We start from the raw sequence: 18,355 nt of genomic DNA on the forward strand, positions 1-18,355 counted from the left end.
ACCCTAACGTTGCATAAATTTTCGTTATTTACTGATCTCAGGCGGCTTTCAAGGTCTCCAGGTAATGCAACAGCTCGTCGCGGACGGCCGGGTTTACGGAGAGGCTAAGAGTGAGCTGGCCTTGGGGTCGGATCAGCCGGCCGGCACGCTGGATAAGCCGACGCCGTAGGGTGTCAAGGCGGACGAACGCCCACAGGGCGGGGCGTTTCTTTAGGGTTGTTCGCGAAGGCGGATGGGCGATCATCTGCAGTTCACGGCCGAGGTTGTGGGCAAGCAGCGTCGAGAGTAGATAGATCTGATTACCGACCCAGGTGCGAGTGGGGACATAATCGAGCTGATTGTCGGATTTGAGCTCGGCGAAGATCCCCTCTTGACTGCCCCGGCCTTGGTGGAAGGCAAGCGCCTTGCGAGCGCTGAGGCGCTTATTGGTGAGAATGACCTTGAACTCGTAGCCGTGTTGGTAGGGGATGAAGAGGTCGAGTTGGACGGGTTCTTTATAGTGCTGTTTGACTCGGGTTCGAATAAAGAGGAACCGATGGCGTGTCTCCCAAACCTTAGGTTTCCAGGAAGCCTCAAAATAGGCGCACCCCTGCCCAAGAGTCCACCACCAGCGCCGCCGCTCAATCTGTTTCTTGAGCTCGGTGAAGCGCTCGAAGGGGACACTCACCGTATACTCGACCCCCTGAACGTCGAGGCTGCCGATGATCTCATCGCTGAAGAAGGCGCTATCCATACGCACTTCCATAGCGACACCGGGCAGAGCGGCGCGCACCGCGCCGATACAGTGCAGGATAAAGTGCTTGGCGCCCTGAGGAGAGTCGTGGACATTGCCGGAGCGATGCAACACATCGAGCACCTGCCCCGTCTGGGCCACGGTGCAAAAGAGGGGGTAATAACTGCGCTGGCCCTTCTTCTTGCGGTTAAACCCCACCGCCGTGCCCTCGGCAAAGCGAGAGGTACCCAGTACCGAGCCATCGAAATCGAGCGTCACCCGGGAGAGTGTCAGTGCCACCAGCCGTGCGATGACCATCTCCCGCAGCATCTCCTGGAGGTGCTTGACACTGTTTTGGTCAGCCCTTGCCAACCCGCGGCTCACGGTGGCCACAGCGGGCAGTCGTCGCAAACCTAACGTCCGTTTCACCAACGGGTCATCCGTATAGTAACGCAGATCCTGCAACTGCCGGTACCCGAGCAAAAGGTGCACGACCAAGCACAGCACCAAGGTGGGATAGCCGAAAATGGGGCTGACCTTGAGATGGCTAAAACAGCGCCGCAATCGCTCCTTCAGCCCCAGACGCGAGAAGAGCTCTTGAATGAGGATGAGTCCCGAAAACGAGGTCAGTTGGCTGTCCTCAAAACGCAGTTGAGGAAGGCTGTGAGTCTTGCAGTGAACTTCGGCTCTGCTATACTTCATAGAAGCGGTCTCCTTCTCGGATCTTACTGTTTCGGCAAACATATTATACCGAGAAGCGTAGGCCGCTTTCCATACATTTCTGATCATGAGATCAGTTTTCTTGTCGGAACGCTAGACTTCACCTACGGTGACGTTCAGCAAAAAGCTTAAAACTCGTTAAAACCCTTAACCGACGCCATTTTCTGCCACTACACAACAGAATTTATGCAACTGGAGGGTAGAGTCATTGCGGATCGTGGTGCTGGTTTGTCCACGGCCATAGCCTAACCACCTCGTCATTTGTTCTCCTGGTTTGCTTAACACCTCGGTGCGCTTTGCCGAATCATTGGCAACCTTCTCGCGCGCGCTTTGATCCTGAGAAAAGGCGAGACTCGCCTGCACCAGCGTTAATACGAAGATCGCCAGCTTCTTGACCTCCCTTGTTGCCCTTGTTGCCGCTGACTCGCTCATCCCGTTTCACTCTCAGCTACTGCAATGGCTTCAATTTCGATCACCGCCTCCGGGGAATAGAGCGAATTCACCTCGACGATCGTGTCGGCGGGATAGGGCGGCGTAAACCATTTCCCGCGCAACTCGACCACCTTGTCGAAGTTGGACATGTCGGTAAGAAAGATGGTGACCTTGATGACATTCTTGAGGCTCGAGCCGCCGGCGCGCAGAACGCGGTCGAGGTTTTCGAAAGCCTGCTGGGCTTGGGCATCGAAGTCTCCTACCCCAACAATCCGTCCGCTCGCATCAATGGCAGCCTGGCCCGAAATGAAAAGGAAATCGCCGGCCCGATAGCCCTGTGCAAGATGAAACGGCTCGTATGGGTCAGGATCAATCGTGATGCGCTCAATTTTCATGTTTTGTCTCCTTCTGCTCGCTGCTTCCGAGCATTGCTTCGTCTCAAAACGCACTCTTGACGACGTTCCCGTCGCGGCATTCCGACGTGGGCAATTATTACGGCCTGAGGTCCAGCCTAGCCAGAGATCGATTTCCTGGCCGTTCTTCATCGTCCCGCTCATCCGGTTGAGGCTGTGACTAAATGCCACGTCATCGCCCGTAGTGATGCTCAGGTCGCGAAACCCGTAACCAATCCGGACCTTGGTACGACGCGAAGAACTCTTCCCAGGGTTTTCTATATGCATCTGCTTCCACATATCGCAGCGGGCGCACGATGTCGAACGACACGCAGCCCTCGCCCCGCTCCCGGTGGAACATGAAGTGGAGCGGTCCGAAACGCGCGCGCGGTCGCTTCAAGGACGCATCGTGCGCGCGAAGGCAGGCCATTGACGGCATACGCCGCCACGCCCGGTTCGACACGGCAGATCGGTAAAAGACAACTCTTTAATGTCCGCTTCCCATTAAAGCCGTTTGTAACTGATTTCTAAGCTTTTAAATTCCTTGCCTTAAGTGATTTCGGTCCGAATCCACCCCGATCGGGAAATTCGTCGACCAGCATGACCACCGAATCACCGATCTGGATGCAGGCATGGATGAGTTTGCCCTGTGGGCCCGGCACCCGCGCCATTTCCACGGCATCGAACGCCTTCTTGTAAAACTCAATGGCATCGGCTGCGCCGGCACAAATCAAGTGCGGCGTCACCGTGTGCATCCATTCCGGAACGGGCTTTACTTGCGGCGTGATCATCGTAATTTCTCCTTCTGGTTTCGGGTTGGGATCTGAGCTCCCGGACGGTCTCGACCGGCTGAATCGGGGATCTACTGACTAGTCGAACTTCGGGCAGCGAAATCGACAGGTTCAGTGACTTTTTTTGGCAGCGCCCTTACGCCCTGCTGCTCGACGGCGAATGGCCCTGAATTGCCTCGCAGTTTCGGGTTGTCATCTCGCTCCTTTAACTTTCCGATAATTGGCCGTCATGAAACCGTGCCACTTCCCGTCATCACCCAGCATGTGCGATGTCAGCACCCGGTGGTCGTCGCTCTTCCACTCGATCACGTCCTTGTACTTCGCCATCTTCCCCTCGGCAGCCATGTCAGGACCCTCGGTGTCGAGCGTCAGCACCCGTTCGGCTGCGTCCAGCGCGCCGTCGTACACCCAGAGGTGGGTCATCATCGACGCGACAAACGTGCCCACGTACCGCTTCGTCTGCGGGTCATAGCCGAGCGTCAACATCGTCGTCATGGCGCCCCCGCCGGGCATCTCGCCCTGCCCCTCGGCCAGAATCCAGAGGCCGCCGAGCGAGCGCACGCTCTCCGTCCCCTTGAACTTCTCGGGAGGCTTTCCCGGCCCCATGCCGCAGTCGGATTCGAAGGTCCACTCGCCGACGAGCTTCTGCAGCCACTGGTGTTCCTTTTGCGGTTCGATCTTCATCGTTGACTCCTGTTGCGGTGTTGTTTTGCCTTGCTCTGTTTTCATTGCTTGATCTCCTTCGGTTTAAATTCATCACCGTCCGATATTTTCTAGTTGACGTGTGCGCCGCAAAAAAGTTTGGCCACGATCCCGTTCGTAGCTCACTTTCGCCTTTGGCATGGGCGCGTCAAGCTCCAGCCCTCGCGGGCGAAGGCGTCGCCGATTGCGCCGCGGAGCTCCATAGATCACGGCATTCTTGTCTTTAAGCGTCAAGTTCATTGCAATTCGCTACGTACCGACTTCCATGACGCCCGATTGTTAATGATGGCGCCACGGTTGTGATACATGCGGGACACATCGAACCCCTCCTCCCTGCAGCCGCGCGTCGCCGACACTAATCCGTCGGCAGGCCCGCGATCTCTATCACCGGCCGGACCTCGACGGTACCCTTGCGCGCCATTGGGATCCGTGCGGCGATGCCGATCGCCTCGTCGAGATCCTTGGCGTCGATTAGGAAGTAGCCGCCCAGTTGTTCGCGCGTCTCCGTAAAGGGCCCGTCGGTCACGAACCGTTTGCCTTCGCGCACCCGGACGCTGGTCGCCGTTGCTGTTGGGTGCAACGGGTTGGAGGCCAGATACTGCCCGCTCGATTTCATCTGTTGCGCGAGCTGCGTGGACTCCACGTAACACGCTTCCCGTTCGGTCTCGCTCAATGCTAGTTCGTCAAGGTAAATCAGCAACATGTATTTCATGTGCGCCTCCAACAGTTAGTAAAGCCCAAAATCGACAATAAACCGATCAGTCTTGCAGCTCAGCTAGCCGCCGCTCGAGAAACCGTTGCTCCGGCTCCTGCTTCGTGAGGCCGAGGGCCCGTTTGTAGGAGGCTCGGGCTTCCGTCGTTCTGCCCAGCCGCCGGCAGAGGTCCGCCCGCGCCGAGTGCGCCAGGTGGTAGTCCGCGAGATCGCCGCGCGCCAGGATGGCGTCGATGAGATCGAGACCCGCCGAAGGGCCGTCGCGCATCGCCACCGCCACGGCGCGGTTCAGCTCGACCACAGGCGACGGATCAGCGCTTGCCAGCACATCATACATTCCGACAATCTGGGCCCAGTCCGTCGCGGCGGCGCTGGGGGCGTTGGCGTGCACCGCGGCGATTGCCGCTTGCAATGTGTAAGGACCGAACCGGCGCGACCGGAGCGCCCGCCCGACCAGCGCCGATCCCTCCGCGATCTGATCCCGGTTCCAGCGCGAGCGGTCCTGGTCGCCCAGCAGTACCAGCTCGCCCGCCGGCGAGCTGCGCGCGGCGCGCCGCGATTCCTGCAGCAACATCAGCGCGAGGAGTCCCAGAGCCTCGGGCTCCGGCAGCAATTCGGTCAGCAACCTTCCTAGGCGGATCGCCTCGCCCGAGAGATCGTGGCGCGTCAGCGACCCGCCGGACGATGCGGAGTAGCCTTCGTTAAACACGAGGTAAACCACGCGCAGCACGCTGTCCAATCGATCCGGTAGATCGGCCAACGATGGCACCTGATAGGGAATGCGCGCGTCGCGGATCTTAGCCTTCGCGCGCACGATCCGCTGGGCAAGCGTGGGCGCAGCGGCCAGGAACGCGCGCGCGATCTCTTCGGTCGTGAGGCCGCACACCTCGCGCAGGGTCAGCGCGACCTGGGCGTCCGGCGGCAAGGCTGGATGGCAGCAGGTGAAGATCAGCCGCAGCCGGTCGTCCTCGACGCGCTCGTCGTGCCCTTCGTCTGCGTCGGCCGCGAGTCGCTCGTCGATATCGTCCGGCAACGGCTCGGATCGGGCGCTTCTGCGTATGCCATCGATGGCCTTGAAGCGACCGACTGACACGAGCCACGCCCGCGGATTGGCGGGCACACCCTCCCGCGGCCAGTGCTCGAGCGCTGCTCTGAAAGCGTCGTGCAGCGCCTCTTCGGCGAGATCGAAGTCGCCGAGCAAACGGACGAGGGTAGCGAAGACGCGGCGCGACTCGGCGCGGTAGACGGCATTCACCCTCTCGCGCACCCGTTCGGCCGCGTCCCCGCTGCTGTGTCGTTTACACACTTGTCTCGACCTATGCGTAAGTCGGCCTTCTGAGGTCAACCAGGGGGCGAGTCCTCAAGGTCCTCCTGCCTGCCATAGGGGGTACTGTACGGATGTGCGGTTGTCCTCGTTACCATTGTGATCTCTCCTGTTGGTTCTGCTGATTTTCTGGTCGTGCGCAGCACTACCGCCAGCTACTGGTGCGCCGCTCGCGTGAATCTGGTTTGCACTATTAACCTTGTTTTATCGCGCTTGGCTGCATGTAGATCAATTCCCAAATGTGCCCATCTAAATCCTGGAAACCATGTTGCCACATGAATCCGTAGTCTTTGGGTTCGCTATAGGTTGTCCCGCCAGCGGCGACTGCTTTGCGCACCATTTCATCGGCTTTTTCTCGGCTCTCAAGCGATAAACACACAAGCACTTCCGTGCTTTTCGTTGCATCACAGACTTCTTTGGGTGTAAACGTCTTGAACTTGGCCTCAGTCAAAAGCATGACGAATATGTCCTCGCTCACAATCATGCAGGTGGCCGTCTCGTCAGTAAATTGAGGGTTGAACTCGAAGCCGAGTTTAGTAAAGAACGCTACAGACCTGTTGAGATCTTTGACCGGTAAGTTCACGAAAATCTTTGTAGCCATGGCTTCTCCTTTCTGCAATCAATTAAGGATTGAACGGTCGTCATTAAGCAGCATTGCCGGTCTCCCGCTTCTCCGCACCGCAACCCGAGCCCCGTCATTCGCTATCGTCCTCGTAGCGGTCGTGGTGGCGCCACCACTCGGAGGGATAGGGTAGACTCGCCTCGTCGCGGCCCTTCGGCACGAGATCGAGGTACATGTACGCGGTGCTCAGTAGCTCGTCCCCCCGCCCCCGGCCGTAGGTCGAATAGGTGCGGAAGAGGTTGCCGTTGGCGTCCTTGTAGAACACGCTGATGCCGGACATCTCCTCGCTCTGCGCGTCGCGCATCTCGAAGTTGTAGAAGACCTTGCCTTTTGCCATGTCCTCAGGGGTGAACGACACATGATGGTCATAGTTGAAATCACTGCCGAATGACGACACCCACTTGAAGCGCCAGTCCATCCGCTTCTTGAAGGCTTCGATCTCCGTCAAGGGCGCTCGCGAAATCGCCACGAACGAGACTCCTCGGTGCTCGAAGTGCATGCGCGCACCGTCGACGTGATCGGCCCCGAACGAGCAGCCCACACAGCCCTCCTTCCATCCGGGACCGAACATGAAGTGCTGGACGATTAGCTGACTGCGTCCATCGAAGAGATCCGCCAGCGTCTCCCTGCCGTTCGGCCCGTCGAACACATAAGGCCGTTCGACTGCCACCCAGGGTAGATTGCGGCGCTCGGCGCTCAATTGATCGCGCAGCCGGGTGAGCTCTTTCTCCTTGATCAAGTGTTGCTTGCGCGCGGCGAGCCACTCGTCTCGCGACTCTCGGATGTTCTATGTCGGCTTTGGTCATGATGAATTCTCCTTCGATTCATTCCTTCGATTTGGGTTGCGCGTGAATTTTCTTCGTGCCGTTTTTCGCACGAAGCTTCTTCACAACGAGTGCGGTCAAGCCACCCGTCGAGGTTGCTCCGGCAACCGCAAGCGCTGCGGCTGTGAGGCATGCGGGACACATCTGATTCTCCTTTCGATGCAGCCGCCGGGTGGCTACTGCGGGTTTAATTCCTTGATCGGCCGCACCTCGATGCTGCCGATGCGCGCGGATGGGATTTTCGACGCCACCCGGATCGCGTCGTTCAAGTCGCGCGCCTCGATTAAATAGAAGCCGCCCAATTGCTCCTTGGTCTCGGCGAAGGGGCCATCGGTGACGGAAACCTTTCCGTCTCGAACCCTTACGGTCGTCGCCGTCTTAACCGATTGCAGGGCCTCGGTGACGATCAGATGACCGCTCTTTCGAAGCTCGTCGTCATAGGCTAGATGCTCCTTCACGCAAGCATCCTGTTCGCTCTGGGGCATGGCGTCGTACTGCTCGTACTGCTTCTCGTCGAGGAAAATCAGGCACAGGTACTTCATGGCTTGCATCTCCGATTCGTCGTAAAAGGCTGGTGACACCCTATAGTCGTTTCGGGATCGTCGAAATCGACAACGGCTCTAGATAGGGCGTACCTTGATGCATCCCAGTCGTATCGGCGGGTTTTCGCGGCCACTCGCTTGCCGTTCCCGGGGCGCACGGTTATGGCTGCCCGCGTGGGCTGGAGGAAGCCCGAGCGCCTCACCACCCCATGAGCTCCACATAGCCCTCGCCGGCGATCGGTTGCTGGTGCGCGTGGCCCTCGATGCGCACCGCGCCGGCCCAGCGGCGCAACAACCCCCGCGCCTCCTGGTCGGCCATCGTCGGTTCGACGCTTAACACGGTTCCTTCACTCGGGAGGCTGATGCGCCACCGGGACGGATAGCGCCGCCCATCGGCCGGGCTCTCCCACTCCTCCAGCGTCTCCATCTCGAGGTGCTCGCGCGCCAAGGCCCGCTGCTCGCCGTCCGGCATGATGATGACGCCCCTCGACACCGGGACGCCACTGCCGTCGCGCCGCTGCAGGCGAACCAGTAGGAGGTCGCGGCCGTCGTCGAGGTTTAAATATAACCTCTCCCATCGAAGCTGGCCCCCGAGCGGCGGTAGACGTCCCCAAGCGTGCTCCAGCATGGCCGTGCCGAAAACCGTATGGGCTTTGTTCTCGATCGTGACTTGGCCGCGAACCTCAAGCCGGCGTGCCAGATATGAAACCAAGTCCCGCGGGACCAAGCCGACAGCCGCCGCGAGTGGGTCTTGCGTTGAGCGCAAGGTCAAACGGACCCGCAGTTCCTGCGCGGCCGCTACGAGGTTCATGGCGAGCGGAGCGCTCCGTGCGAAGCTGAGCCGCCAATCTTCCAGCCAAAGCGAAGGCGGGCTAGCTTGGTAGCCGGCCAATCCCAGTGCCGCGCGGCTCATGCGCTCATCGCTGTAGAAACGAGCACGCGCGGGATCGCTCAGCGCCAGCCGCCCGGCAAACACCTCGCGGGTCGCCCACGCCGAGGCGCGTTTAGTGGTCCCCTTGCCGCCGAACGCCAAGCGCATGATGCCGAATTCCAAACCAAACCGTCGGCCCGTTTGATCGCGAAGATTACCCGTGATACGCCAAGACTCGCCCGGGTACTCCGCATGGTTGCCGTGGTCTTGCGGAAACTTGAACCGCCCATCGTGCGGACGGTCCTGGAGACGGCCTTGCTGCGTGGCGATAAGCGCCGCGATCATGCCACTCTCGTCGCTCACGCCCGGCGCATCGTGATCAAGCGCGGGAAAGATTGCGGCTAGACCGAGTGTCAATGCCAGCACAGCGAGCGCGAAGCGGGTTTTCGTCACCGGCGGTAGTATGGATTCACGGCGAATTTCCGCCGGCACCCATTATACGCACGCAGCGGCGCTATTGGCTGGGGAGGGGCTTCATCGGCACACCGCCGTGATAAGCCCTCAATGGACGATTTGAGGCAGTTGCACCGGCGGGATGGCGCCCGTCGATTCTTTAATGATACGCAGCGCATGACGGCTGCCGGTTTGCAGCCATAGCTCATGGGCCTGCAAGGGATCCAAAGAGCGCCGCCCGTCGTCGAGCTCGCGCATGTTGAGCAGCACGTCCATGAGATCGATGAATCCGCGGCTGAGCTGATTAAAAATATCGTCCGCCCGATCGCTCGAGAGCGCGTGGTAGGCGCTACGTCCTAAGCGGACGTAATAACTCATGGAAAGGGAGGAACGTTGCGCATGGTTCGGGAAAAGCCCGGCGTACAGCAGGCACTGGTCGCCGACATCGCGCAGGTTTTGGCGCCGCAGCCGCCCGCGTTGTAAAAGTCCATGCAGGTACCCGAGGGCTAAACAATTCTTGATCGACTTGGGCCGGGTGACAAACCGCATCAGCATGAACACGAGATAACTTGCCGTATCTTCGTTGAGCTCACACCGCGCGGCTGCCTCCGCCTCACTCACCAAGGCATGCCATTGGGCCGTCGGACTCGTGTGTAAGACGAACTTGCTCATTGCTCGCATCCCTCGACATTTTACAGCGTGCAATCACTGCGCCGATCACGGTGTCATGGGGAAGGATACCGTTACTAGGCGCCGCTCGGCTAGCACGACGAAGCCGCCGCGCCATCGCAGCGGTAAATCTTCCCGCCCATCTTGCCGGTAGCCGATCGTATCGGCCCTTGGTACCCATTCTTCAAGACCACGATGCGAAGCGATTTTGCCTGTACGCCCGCCAAGCTATACTGGTTGCTTAATTACGGGCAACGGGCAGAACGTTCAACCGGCACGCATGCACATTACGACTTTTCAAGGACTCATCTTTGCGTTACAGAGCTTCTGGGCGGAGAAGGGTTGCGTGATCCTGCAATCCTACGATCTGGAGGTCGGCGCCGGGACGTTTCATCCGGCGACGTTTTTGCGCGCCATCGGCCCCGAGCCCTGGCGCGCGGCCTACGTCCAGGCCTCCCGCCGGCCCACGGACGGACGTTATGGGGACAACCCCAACCGTTTGCAGCATTATTACCAATTCCAAGTCACGCTCAAGCCCTCGCCGCTCGATATTCAGGATCTTTATCTCGATTCCTTGCGGGCGCTCGGCATCGACCCCTTGGTAGACGATATTCGCTTCGTCGAGGACGATTGGGAATCGCCGAGCTTGGGCGCGTGGGGCCTCGGCTGGGAGGTGCGTTTGAACGGCATGGAGATCAGCCAATTCACCTACTTTCAACAAGTCGGCGGACTCGATTGCCGGCCGGTGCCGGGCGAGATCACCTATGGCCTCGAGCGCATCGCCATGGTCTTGCAGAATGTGGACAGCGTCTACGATCTCCTCTGGGCGCGGGGACCCGAGGGCAGCACTACCTATGGGCAGGTTCACCACCAAGACGAGGTGCAGATGTCGGCCTATAACTTCGAGCACGCCGACGCTCCCTCGCTCACCCACGGCTTCGCCACCTGCGAATCAGAGTGCCTGCGTTTGCTCGATCACGCGCTCCCGCTACCCGCCTACGAGATGGTGCTCAAGGCGTCACACATGTTCAATCTGCTCGACGCGCGCCGGGCCATCTCCGTGACCGAGCGCCAACGCTATATCCTGCGCGTACGAGCGCTCGCGCGGGCCGTGGCGGGCGCCTATCTCGACAGCCGGAGCGCGCTCGGGTTTCCTTTAATCGCCGCGCCTGCGGCAGCGCCGGTGCATTGATCGGCGATGACCGCTAAGCGCGATCTGCTGGTAGAGATCGGCACCGAGGAGTTACCGCCCCGGGCCCTCGAGCAACTTTCCGCGGCGCTCGGGCAAAGCATCGCGGCGGGCTTCGATATGGCGCAGCTCGGCTATGGCGGTGTCGCGAGTTTCGCGACCCCGCGCCGCTTGGCGGTGCTGATCACGGACTTGTCGGAAACCCAACCCGATCGGGAGGTCCTGAAGCGCGGACCGGCGCTGAGCACAGCCTTCGATGCCGAGCACCGGCCGACGCCGGCCGCACTCGGGTTTGCGAAGTCATGCGGCGTCGCGGTTGAAGCTCTTGAGCACCTCGCGACCGAACAAGGCGAGTGGCTCGCGTATCGTTCGACCCTCCGCGGTCAACAGGCAAAACGGCTGATCCCCGGCATCGTACGTGCGGCGCTGGCACAACTCCCGATCCCGAAGCGCATGCGCTGGGGGACGGGAAGCGAAGAATTCGTGCGGCCCGTGCACTGGGCGGTGCTGCTTTTCGGACCGGAAACGCTCGCCGCCGAATTGCTTGGGGTCAAAGCGGGACATGCAACGCGCGGCCATCGATTTCATCACCCTGATCCGATCCTGCTGTACGAACCCTCGGCCTATCCGTTGATTCTGGAAACCAGCGGACGCGTGCTGGCGGACTTTGGGCGCCGGCGCGATACGATCCACGGCCTGGTAGAAGCGGCCGCCCAAGCGATCGGCGCAACCGCAGTGGTCGATCCGGACCTGCTCGCCGAGGTCACGGCCTTGACCGAATGGCCGGTGACCGTGGTGGGCGACTTCGACAGGCACTACCTGGAGCTCCCCTCTGAGTTACTGATCGCGACCTTAAAAGGTCATCAAAAATACTTCCATCTCATTGACGATCAAGGGCGGCTGCTACCTCATTTCGTCGCCATCAGCAACATCGAGAGCCTGCACCCAGAGACCGTACGGCGCGGAAACGAGCGGGTGGTCAATCCGCGCCTGGCCGATGCGGCGTTCTTCTGGCGGCAGGACCGGCGCACACCCCTGCACGCCCGGCGCGAACTGCTCAAAGGGGTGGTGTATCAGGAAAAGCTCGGAACGGTGTTCGAGAAAACGCAACGACTGGCCGCGCTGGCGGCACACATCGCCGCCAGTATCGGCGGCGATCCGGCGCTCGCCGAGCGCGCGGGACATCTGGCGAAATGCGATCTTCTGACCGATCTCGTCGGCGAGTTCCCCGAGCTTCAGGGCGTGATGGGCCGCTACTACGCTGCGCATGACGGCGAACCCGAGGAAGTCGCCGTGGCGCTCGTCGAGCAGTACCTGCCGCGCCATGCGGGCGATCGATTGCCGCAGACTAAGACCGGCCAAGCCCTGGCGCTGGCCGACAAGCTCGACACGCTCGCCGGCGTATTCGGCATCGGACAAGTCCCGACCGGCGATCGCGATCCGTTTGGCTTGCGCCGGGCCGCGCTTAGCAGCCTGCGGATCATGATGGAATGCGAGCTGGCCTTGGACGCCGAAGAGCTACTGACTCACGCCGTGCGCAACTATGCCGGCCGCATCGACGGCGAGACCGTGGTCGCGCGCGTATTCGATTTCATGATGGAGCGCCTGCGCGGCTACCTCATCGATGACAGCGTCAGCCCGGAGGTGTTCGAGGCGGTGCTCGCGCGGCGCCCGACCTGTCCTTACGATCTCGGCCGGCGGGTCCGCGCCGTCAGCTCGTTCCAAGGGTTACCGGAAGCCGCCGCCCTGGCGGCCGCCAACAAACGAATTAATAACCTATTGAAACAAGCCCAGAGCTCCATGCAAGGACCCGTGGACGAGCATCTGCTCACTCACCCGGCCGAGATCGGGCTTGCGAAGGCCGTGCAAGCCATTACCCCCGCGGTCGAATCGAAGTTTCGTAACCACGACTACACGGGCGCGTTGAGAATGTTGGCCGATTTACGCGCCCCGATTGACGCGTTCTTTGACCAGGTCTTGGTCCTCTGCGAAGACACGGGACTCCGCACTAACCGCTTGGCATTATTGCAGCAGCTCAAGGTCCTGTTTCTTGAAGTGGCGGATATCTCGCGACTGCCCGGATGAGGTTTGCCAACCCATGCGTATCTTGATTCTCGACCGCGACGGGGTCATCAATGAAGAGTCGGACAGCTTCATCAAATCCCCCGACGAATGGATCCCGATCCCAGGGAGCCTCGAGGCCATCGCGCGCGCGAACGCCGCCGGCTACCGGGTGGTGGTGCTATCGAATCAATCGGCGATCGCGCGCGGGATCATCGATGTCCGCACCCTGCACCTGATCAACCAAAAGATGATCCAGCGCCTGACGGAGGTGGGCGGCAGAATCGAGGCGATATTCTTTTGCCCTCACGCAGCCGTGCAGCACTGCTTGTGCCGCAAACCTCGACCCGGCCTGTTCATGGATCTGGCGGCCCGGCTCCATGTGAGCCTAAAGAACGCTCCTGCGGTGGGAGACCGGCTGCGGGATCTGGAAGCCGCGCGCGCGGCGGGCGCGCGGCCCATCCTGGTGAAAACCGGCGGCGGGCGGGCGACGCTCGCTTCCGGTCAAGCCTTGGGCGAGATCGACGTTTACGCTGATCTCGCCGCCGCCGTGGATGCGTTACCCGAGATCGGGCTAGACGCCGGGCGCGACGGCGCGCTGCGCCCACGCTAAAGCGTCGTGACGCGCAGCACCTCAAGCGCCGAGGGCTTTCAGGGATGACCTCAAATGCTGGGTAGGATTGCTGCTACCTTGCCACAACAAAGTGCGAACGCGCGACATCAAAGCTATCACCTACTTGTACCCGATGCTCAACGGTGTATTGGCCGGATTTAGTCCAGGAGGGTAAGGGTAGCTCGGTTGCCGCGGTATTGCGGCCGGGTTTCGCGAATCCGTAGTTCATGCCCTCTTGCCCCAGTCTCCTACCGTTTTTCAACAGCACCCATGTGGCTTGAACATAAGCGTGCTTGTCCCTGGCGGGAAGGGTTAGAGAATATTCCGTATAAAACCGCACTGTCTCACCGGGTTGCACGCGGAAACGCGATGGAGCGGCTGCTTGAATCGTTAATTGGACCGCGTCACGGGGCTTCTCGCTTTGGGTGTTTTGGCGGCGTGTGGGGACACCGAACGATGACCGGCCCGCATTACTCTCGGCATTGGATTGCGCCCGATGACTTTCTAATTCATCGCGGACTAATGCCACATGGCTCGAGGCAGGGCGGATCGCTGCGGCCTGGCCTACATAGATGCGTGCCGTCTGCAGATCGTGTTCGTTTATGGCTTTGCGCGCGAGCTCGAGGAGCTTCTTGACGGTCCGTTCCTCTTCGTTGGTGCGTTCCGCCGCGCGCGACTTGAGAACTTCCTGGGATCTTACCTTGCGCGTGTCCAGCTCGTCGCGAAGCTTGGTCACCTGGTCTGATTCAGGAAGGATGGCCAAAGCCTGCGCTAAATGGGCTTCGGCCATTTTCATATCATTGGCGTCGAGCGCCTTGCGGCCAAGAGCGGCTAACTTGTTCACGACCTCTTCGGCCTGCAGGCGCCTCGTCTCCTCCGTGACGTGTTGCATTAAGGCCACGCTCTTCCGGACATTCAGCGCGTCACGCAGGTTAGCCACGCGCGGCGAAGCCGGCGCAATCATGGCAGCCTCATCGAGCTTGCTCTGAGTGGCATCCCATTGCTCGCGATCGAGGGCGTCCCGGGCGGCGCTGAGGAATTGTTCCAACAAATCTTGTATGGCTTGTGCCGCCTCCGCACGATCGGGCTTGAGCGCGAGGACCGCCCGATATTTTTCAATCGCATTGCTGCCCTGTGGATGAGTAATACGGCCGGCCTCGACATCGGCCTTGGCTTGGGTGAGTAGGCTATTGATCTGCTGCTCTAAGCGCCGTCCGCTAACAGCAGATTCGATACCCGCGCCAACTTGTGCCGCACTGTCCGCCGTCGGCTGCTCTATCGCGGGTGCTCGGACCGCCGGATCGGGTAACGCCTTGCTTGCTTCCTCGGGCACTGGACTCCGGAAAAGCCACTCTACTGCCGCAGCACGCCCTGCGTCGTAAAGATTAGCCATCGGACCTGGCAGCATCCACCACAAAAATAAGCCTATACCCGCTAGCCCTGTGATGGAGACAGAGTACCCCACCCAGTTGCGGCGGGGTCGTCCGGGCATCTCCTTTCGGGGGCGAGTGCTGCCGGTCCTTGCGTCAGCCGCATCGGCGCTCTTCCTTGCTCCGTCGTTAATGAGTACGGTGTTAAGAGGAACGTCCGCTGACCGCAATGGCTTGCTTGAAACCGAGGCGTTATCGCTTGTCTCCTTCGGCCTCCGTTTCGGCGTGGGCCGGGCTTGTCCGCTCGTCAGAACGGCGTCGATCGAGTCCTTCTCGCCGAACTCGGTGCGCCATGCGGCGACCGTGAGCGGGCGCTGTGTGGGTAAAAAACGCAGCGCATGATCGATCGCCTTAAGAAAAGCGCTGCTATAGTGCCCTTGACCAACCTCGGGCGCCGACATCAACGGATCGGCGCGGTTTTGGACGATCTCGCGACACCGTTCGAGAGCGTCTGTAGGGGCCACTCCGACCAGCGCCTGGTAGAGCGTCGCGCCAAGACTGTAGATATCGGTCCACGCACCTTGCAGTTCGCTGTCGCCGTAGTGAAGCTCGATCGGCGCGAAGCCTGGGGGGAAATGCTTGGTCACGGTGCTTGTCGGTTTGAAGAGAGCACCGGCCCCCGGGTTGAACCCCGTTAACACCGGGCGACCGTCCGGTCGGACAATTATGTTGGACGGTTGAATGTAGCGGTGAATATAGCCCCTCGCGTGGATCTCTTCGATCCCGTCCAGGATCGGTGACATGATGGCGAGTAATTCCTCCTCCTCCATGTTGGAGCTATCGAAGAGCTGTTCCAGGTTCTTGCCCTGCTCATGCGCGACGATCAGATACGCGCTGTTGTTGGCGTCGAATGAATCCAGGAATTGGACAATATTATGATGCCTAATCGTAGTGAGCGTTTTGGCGTCGGCAAGGAAGCAATCGAGCCCTGCATGATATTCGGCATCATGCTCGGCGGAGGCAGCGTGAATGACGCCGCGCGGATCCCGTATCGCGATCTCAGACGGCATGTATTCGGTAATGATGGCGGCACGGCCTAGGGTCAGATCATTGGCTAAATAGGTAAACCAATAGTCCTCTTGACCAAGGACCCTATCAATTCGATAGCCATAGACATCCCACCCCGGCGAGAGCGGATCGGGGTTCGCCTTGTGTGCAAAATCTACGCTGCTTAGATCATCCGACACGGCGATAAAACGACCTCTTGGTTAAAGGGAAGTCAACTCGACGACCGCGTGCCCACCCGACCGGTGTTAGGGGTGCGCGTGACCTTGTCAACGTTCGCAGAGGAATTATTCGTCCCTGATTTCAGCCGAGACGGACGCTGTTAGGGATAACGCACCAAGATCCCTTTGAGACTGATTTCCTTTTCCAAGCGCGCTTGCAATTGCTTAGCCTTGGCTTCGTCCAGCTCCGGTCCGACGCGCACGCGGAACACCGTCGCGGGGCGCATGTAAAGCTTTTCCACGAAAACCTTGAATCCTTGATTCTTGAGCCGTTGTTCCAGCAACTTGGCGTTTTCCTCGCTCGAAAAGCTCCCGAGTTGGATCGCCCAGGCCGTGACACCGAGCCGCTGTTTGTCGGTGGCGGGCGGAGCCGCCGCGGCGCCCGGCGGTCGGCGGGCCGAAAGGGGCGATCTGCCGGCGCTTTCCACTGCCTTGGCCGCGGCGGGCGTATCCTTCGGCTTGGACTTAGGCTCAGGCGGATCGGCGCTCCCCGCTGGCGCAGCGCCGGCCTGCCGTCCGCGAGCGCGGCTTATCGCGGGTGTCTCCGCTCCCGGACTGTCCGCGGCTCCAGCAGCCGGCGGAAGGTTCACCACCGGCGGGATGCGAAGCTTCTCCTCGTCCAAGGGCTGCACTCCGGAATCATAAATATCCTTTGGCCGCGGTGGTAGGGAAAGATCTTCGATGATAACGGTGGGCGCATCCGTATCATCGAGCAGCATGGGAATAAAAATCACCCCGGCCGTGATGAGCGTCGCGGCGCCAATCAGTCGCTGTTTGAGCTTATGCTCCATTGCCATGCCCCAACGATTTTAGCACTGCCGGATAGAACACCGCACATATCAGGCGTTTAACTGGTTATCTTGGCGCTGTTCGATGACCCCGCCCGCATCCAGGAGCCGCATCACCCCGGCTACGGTCAAAAACGAACCGGTCACCAAGACGCGATCGCCGGGCTTGGCGCAGCCGTTCACCGCGGCAAAAGCCGCGTCGATATCCTCGTAGGCTGCGATGCGGTTCGCGGCCGCGAATGGCTTCAATGCGAGCGCCAGTCGCCGCCCGCTCGAACCGCGTACCCCCGGCAACCGCACTAAGTGCCAATGCTCGACCAGATCCGCAAGCTCCGCGAAGACCCCCGCGCTATCCTTGTCCTTCAGCATGCCGATGATCGCATGGGTTTCACCCTTGGCCGGCCAGCGTCTTAAGGCCGCCCCAAGCACTCCCGCCGCCTGCGGGTTGTGGGCGACATCCAAGACGTACTCCAGCGGCCCCGGAACGACTTGAAACCGGCCCGCCAACCGAACTTGGGACAGGCCTTGCCGCATCGCGTCCACCGTCGCGGGGATACGCGCCGACAGCACTTCCAACGCCATCAACACGCCTGCCGCGTTCTGAACCTGGTAGTCACCACGCAAGGACGGCCAGGGCAAGGCGTGTATCGTTCGCAATCGTGACCGCCATTCCCATCCACGGTTTTGGATCTCGAAATCATATTCCCGTCCGAGCTGATGCAGCGGAGCGCCGATCCGATCCGCGTAGCCGGCTAGTGTACCGGGCGCCTCGCGGTCAGAGCAAATCGCTGCCCGGCCGGGGCGAAAGATCCCGGCCTTCTCACGGGCTATCGCCTCGCGATCCGGTCCCAGCCATTCGATGTGGTCGATCCCGATCGCCGTGATCAGCGCGGCATCCGCGGCGACAAGATTCACAGCATCCAAGCGGCCTCCAAGCCCGACTTCGAGGACGGCGGCATCCAGATCCGCGCGCGCGAAGATATCGAGGGCCGCCAAGGTACCGAACTCGAAATAGGTGAGTGAGACGCCCTCCCGAGCATCATCGACCCTTTGAAAGGCCGCGCACAGTTGCGCATCGGATACCGCAGCCCCGCCAATGTGGATGCGCTCGTTGTAACGCATTAAATGCGGCGAGGTATACGTCGCCGTCCGGTACCCAGCGGCTCTCAGGATGGCATCCAGCATGGCTACGCTCGAACCCTTGCCGTTGGTACCCCCAACGCTGATGACGCAATAGTGCGGGGTTGCAGGCCCAGGCGTTCGAATACGCGCCGGACACGGT

The 18,355-nt window shown here is 60.6% G+C and carries 17 protein-coding genes and 1 pseudogene; 3 read left to right on the forward strand and 15 right to left on the reverse strand.

All coding sequences use genetic code 11. The features are described 5' to 3' along the window. Positions 1 to 37: 37 nt before the first annotated feature. From M3436_12175 to M3436_12230, 12 genes and pseudogenes are all read right to left on the reverse strand, one after another. On the reverse strand, positions 38 to 1,414 hold the full coding sequence (locus M3436_12175; protein ID MDQ3564858.1) for an IS1380 family transposase: 1,377 nt from the start codon (positions 1,412 to 1,414) through the stop codon (positions 38 to 40). A gap of 165 nt (positions 1,415 to 1,579) precedes the next feature. Next, positions 1,580 to 1,864: a hypothetical protein gene (locus tag M3436_12180; GenBank protein MDQ3564859.1), complete on the reverse strand. Its 285-nt coding sequence runs from the start codon at positions 1,862 to 1,864 to the stop codon at positions 1,580 to 1,582. Next, positions 1,861 to 2,259: a RidA family protein gene (locus tag M3436_12185; GenBank protein MDQ3564860.1), complete on the reverse strand. Its 399-nt coding sequence runs from the start codon at positions 2,257 to 2,259 to the stop codon at positions 1,861 to 1,863. Before M3436_12185 ends, M3436_12180 begins: the two co-directional genes overlap by 4 nt. Positions 2,260 to 2,804: 545 nt before the next feature. Beyond that, a pseudogene (locus M3436_12190) lies at positions 2,805 to 3,047 on the reverse strand (VOC family protein). 192 nt (positions 3,048 to 3,239) lie between these two features. Continuing rightward, positions 3,240 to 3,776, reverse strand: a complete 537-nt coding sequence (locus M3436_12195; GenBank protein ID MDQ3564861.1) for a DUF1579 domain-containing protein — start codon at positions 3,774 to 3,776, stop codon at positions 3,240 to 3,242. Positions 3,777 to 4,104: 328 nt separating this feature from the next. Continuing rightward, complete coding sequence (locus M3436_12200; GenBank protein ID MDQ3564862.1) at positions 4,105 to 4,461, reverse strand: YciI family protein; 357 nt, start codon at positions 4,459 to 4,461, stop codon at positions 4,105 to 4,107. Between the two features lie 46 nt (positions 4,462 to 4,507). Continuing rightward, complete coding sequence (locus M3436_12205; GenBank protein MDQ3564863.1) at positions 4,508 to 5,767, reverse strand: RNA polymerase sigma factor; 1,260 nt, start codon at positions 5,765 to 5,767, stop codon at positions 4,508 to 4,510. 211 nt (positions 5,768 to 5,978) lie between these two features. Continuing rightward, positions 5,979 to 6,386, reverse strand: coding sequence for a VOC family protein (locus tag M3436_12210; protein MDQ3564864.1), 408 nt, complete (start codon positions 6,384 to 6,386; stop codon positions 5,979 to 5,981). Positions 6,387 to 6,480: 94 nt separating this feature from the next. Beyond that, positions 6,481 to 7,191 carry a thioredoxin family protein gene (locus tag M3436_12215; protein MDQ3564865.1) on the reverse strand — a complete coding sequence of 237 codons (711 nt, stop codon included), beginning with the start codon at positions 7,189 to 7,191 and terminating at the stop codon, positions 6,481 to 6,483. 216 nt (positions 7,192 to 7,407) lie between these two features. After that, a complete protein-coding gene (locus M3436_12220) occupies positions 7,408 to 7,773 on the reverse strand; it encodes a YciI family protein (protein ID MDQ3564866.1) in 366 nt (121 codons plus the stop codon). A 199-nt stretch (positions 7,774 to 7,972) separates the two neighbouring features. Next, on the reverse strand, positions 7,973 to 9,136 hold the full coding sequence (locus M3436_12225; protein ID MDQ3564867.1) for a carotenoid 1,2-hydratase: 1,164 nt from the start codon (positions 9,134 to 9,136) through the stop codon (positions 7,973 to 7,975). A gap of 69 nt (positions 9,137 to 9,205) precedes the next feature. Beyond that, positions 9,206 to 9,769 (reverse strand): hypothetical protein, encoded by a 564-nt coding sequence (locus M3436_12230; protein MDQ3564868.1) that lies wholly within the window; start codon positions 9,767 to 9,769, stop codon positions 9,206 to 9,208. 277 nt (positions 9,770 to 10,046) lie between these two features. Here M3436_12230 and glyQ point away from each other — a divergent pair, with 277 nt between their 5' ends. From glyQ to gmhB, 3 genes are read left to right on the forward strand one after another with little or no spacing between them, the layout of a single operon-like run. Beyond that, entirely contained in the window at positions 10,047 to 10,958 is a 912-nt protein-coding gene (gene glyQ / locus M3436_12235; protein ID MDQ3564869.1) for a glycine--tRNA ligase subunit alpha, read from the forward strand. Positions 10,959 to 10,964: 6 nt separating this feature from the next. Further along, entirely contained in the window at positions 10,965 to 13,040 is a 2,076-nt protein-coding gene (gene glyS / locus M3436_12240) for a glycine--tRNA ligase subunit beta (GenBank protein MDQ3564870.1), read from the forward strand. A 13-nt stretch (positions 13,041 to 13,053) separates the two neighbouring features. Next, the gene (gmhB, locus tag M3436_12245) at positions 13,054 to 13,629 is read left to right on the forward strand and encodes a D-glycero-beta-D-manno-heptose 1,7-bisphosphate 7-phosphatase (GenBank protein MDQ3564871.1); all 576 of its coding nucleotides are present in this window, start codon (positions 13,054 to 13,056) and stop codon (positions 13,627 to 13,629) included. Between the two features lie 73 nt (positions 13,630 to 13,702). On the opposite strand, the gene M3436_12250 is transcribed toward gmhB, so the two are convergent. From M3436_12250 to folC, 3 genes are all read right to left on the reverse strand, one after another. Further along, positions 13,703 to 16,246, reverse strand: coding sequence for a protein kinase (locus M3436_12250; GenBank protein MDQ3564872.1), 2,544 nt, complete (start codon positions 16,244 to 16,246; stop codon positions 13,703 to 13,705). Positions 16,247 to 16,386: 140 nt separating this feature from the next. Further along, entirely contained in the window at positions 16,387 to 17,082 is a 696-nt protein-coding gene (locus M3436_12255; protein ID MDQ3564873.1) for an SPOR domain-containing protein, read from the reverse strand. A 42-nt stretch (positions 17,083 to 17,124) separates the two neighbouring features. Continuing rightward, on the reverse strand, positions 17,125 to 18,355 hold a 1,231-nt coding region (gene folC / locus M3436_12260; GenBank protein ID MDQ3564874.1), incomplete at its 5' end, for a bifunctional tetrahydrofolate synthase/dihydrofolate synthase.

The sequence above is a fragment of the Pseudomonadota bacterium genome, from assembly GCA_030859565.1.
Taxonomy (GTDB): Bacteria; Pseudomonadota; Gammaproteobacteria; order JACCXJ01; family JACCXJ01; genus USCg-Taylor.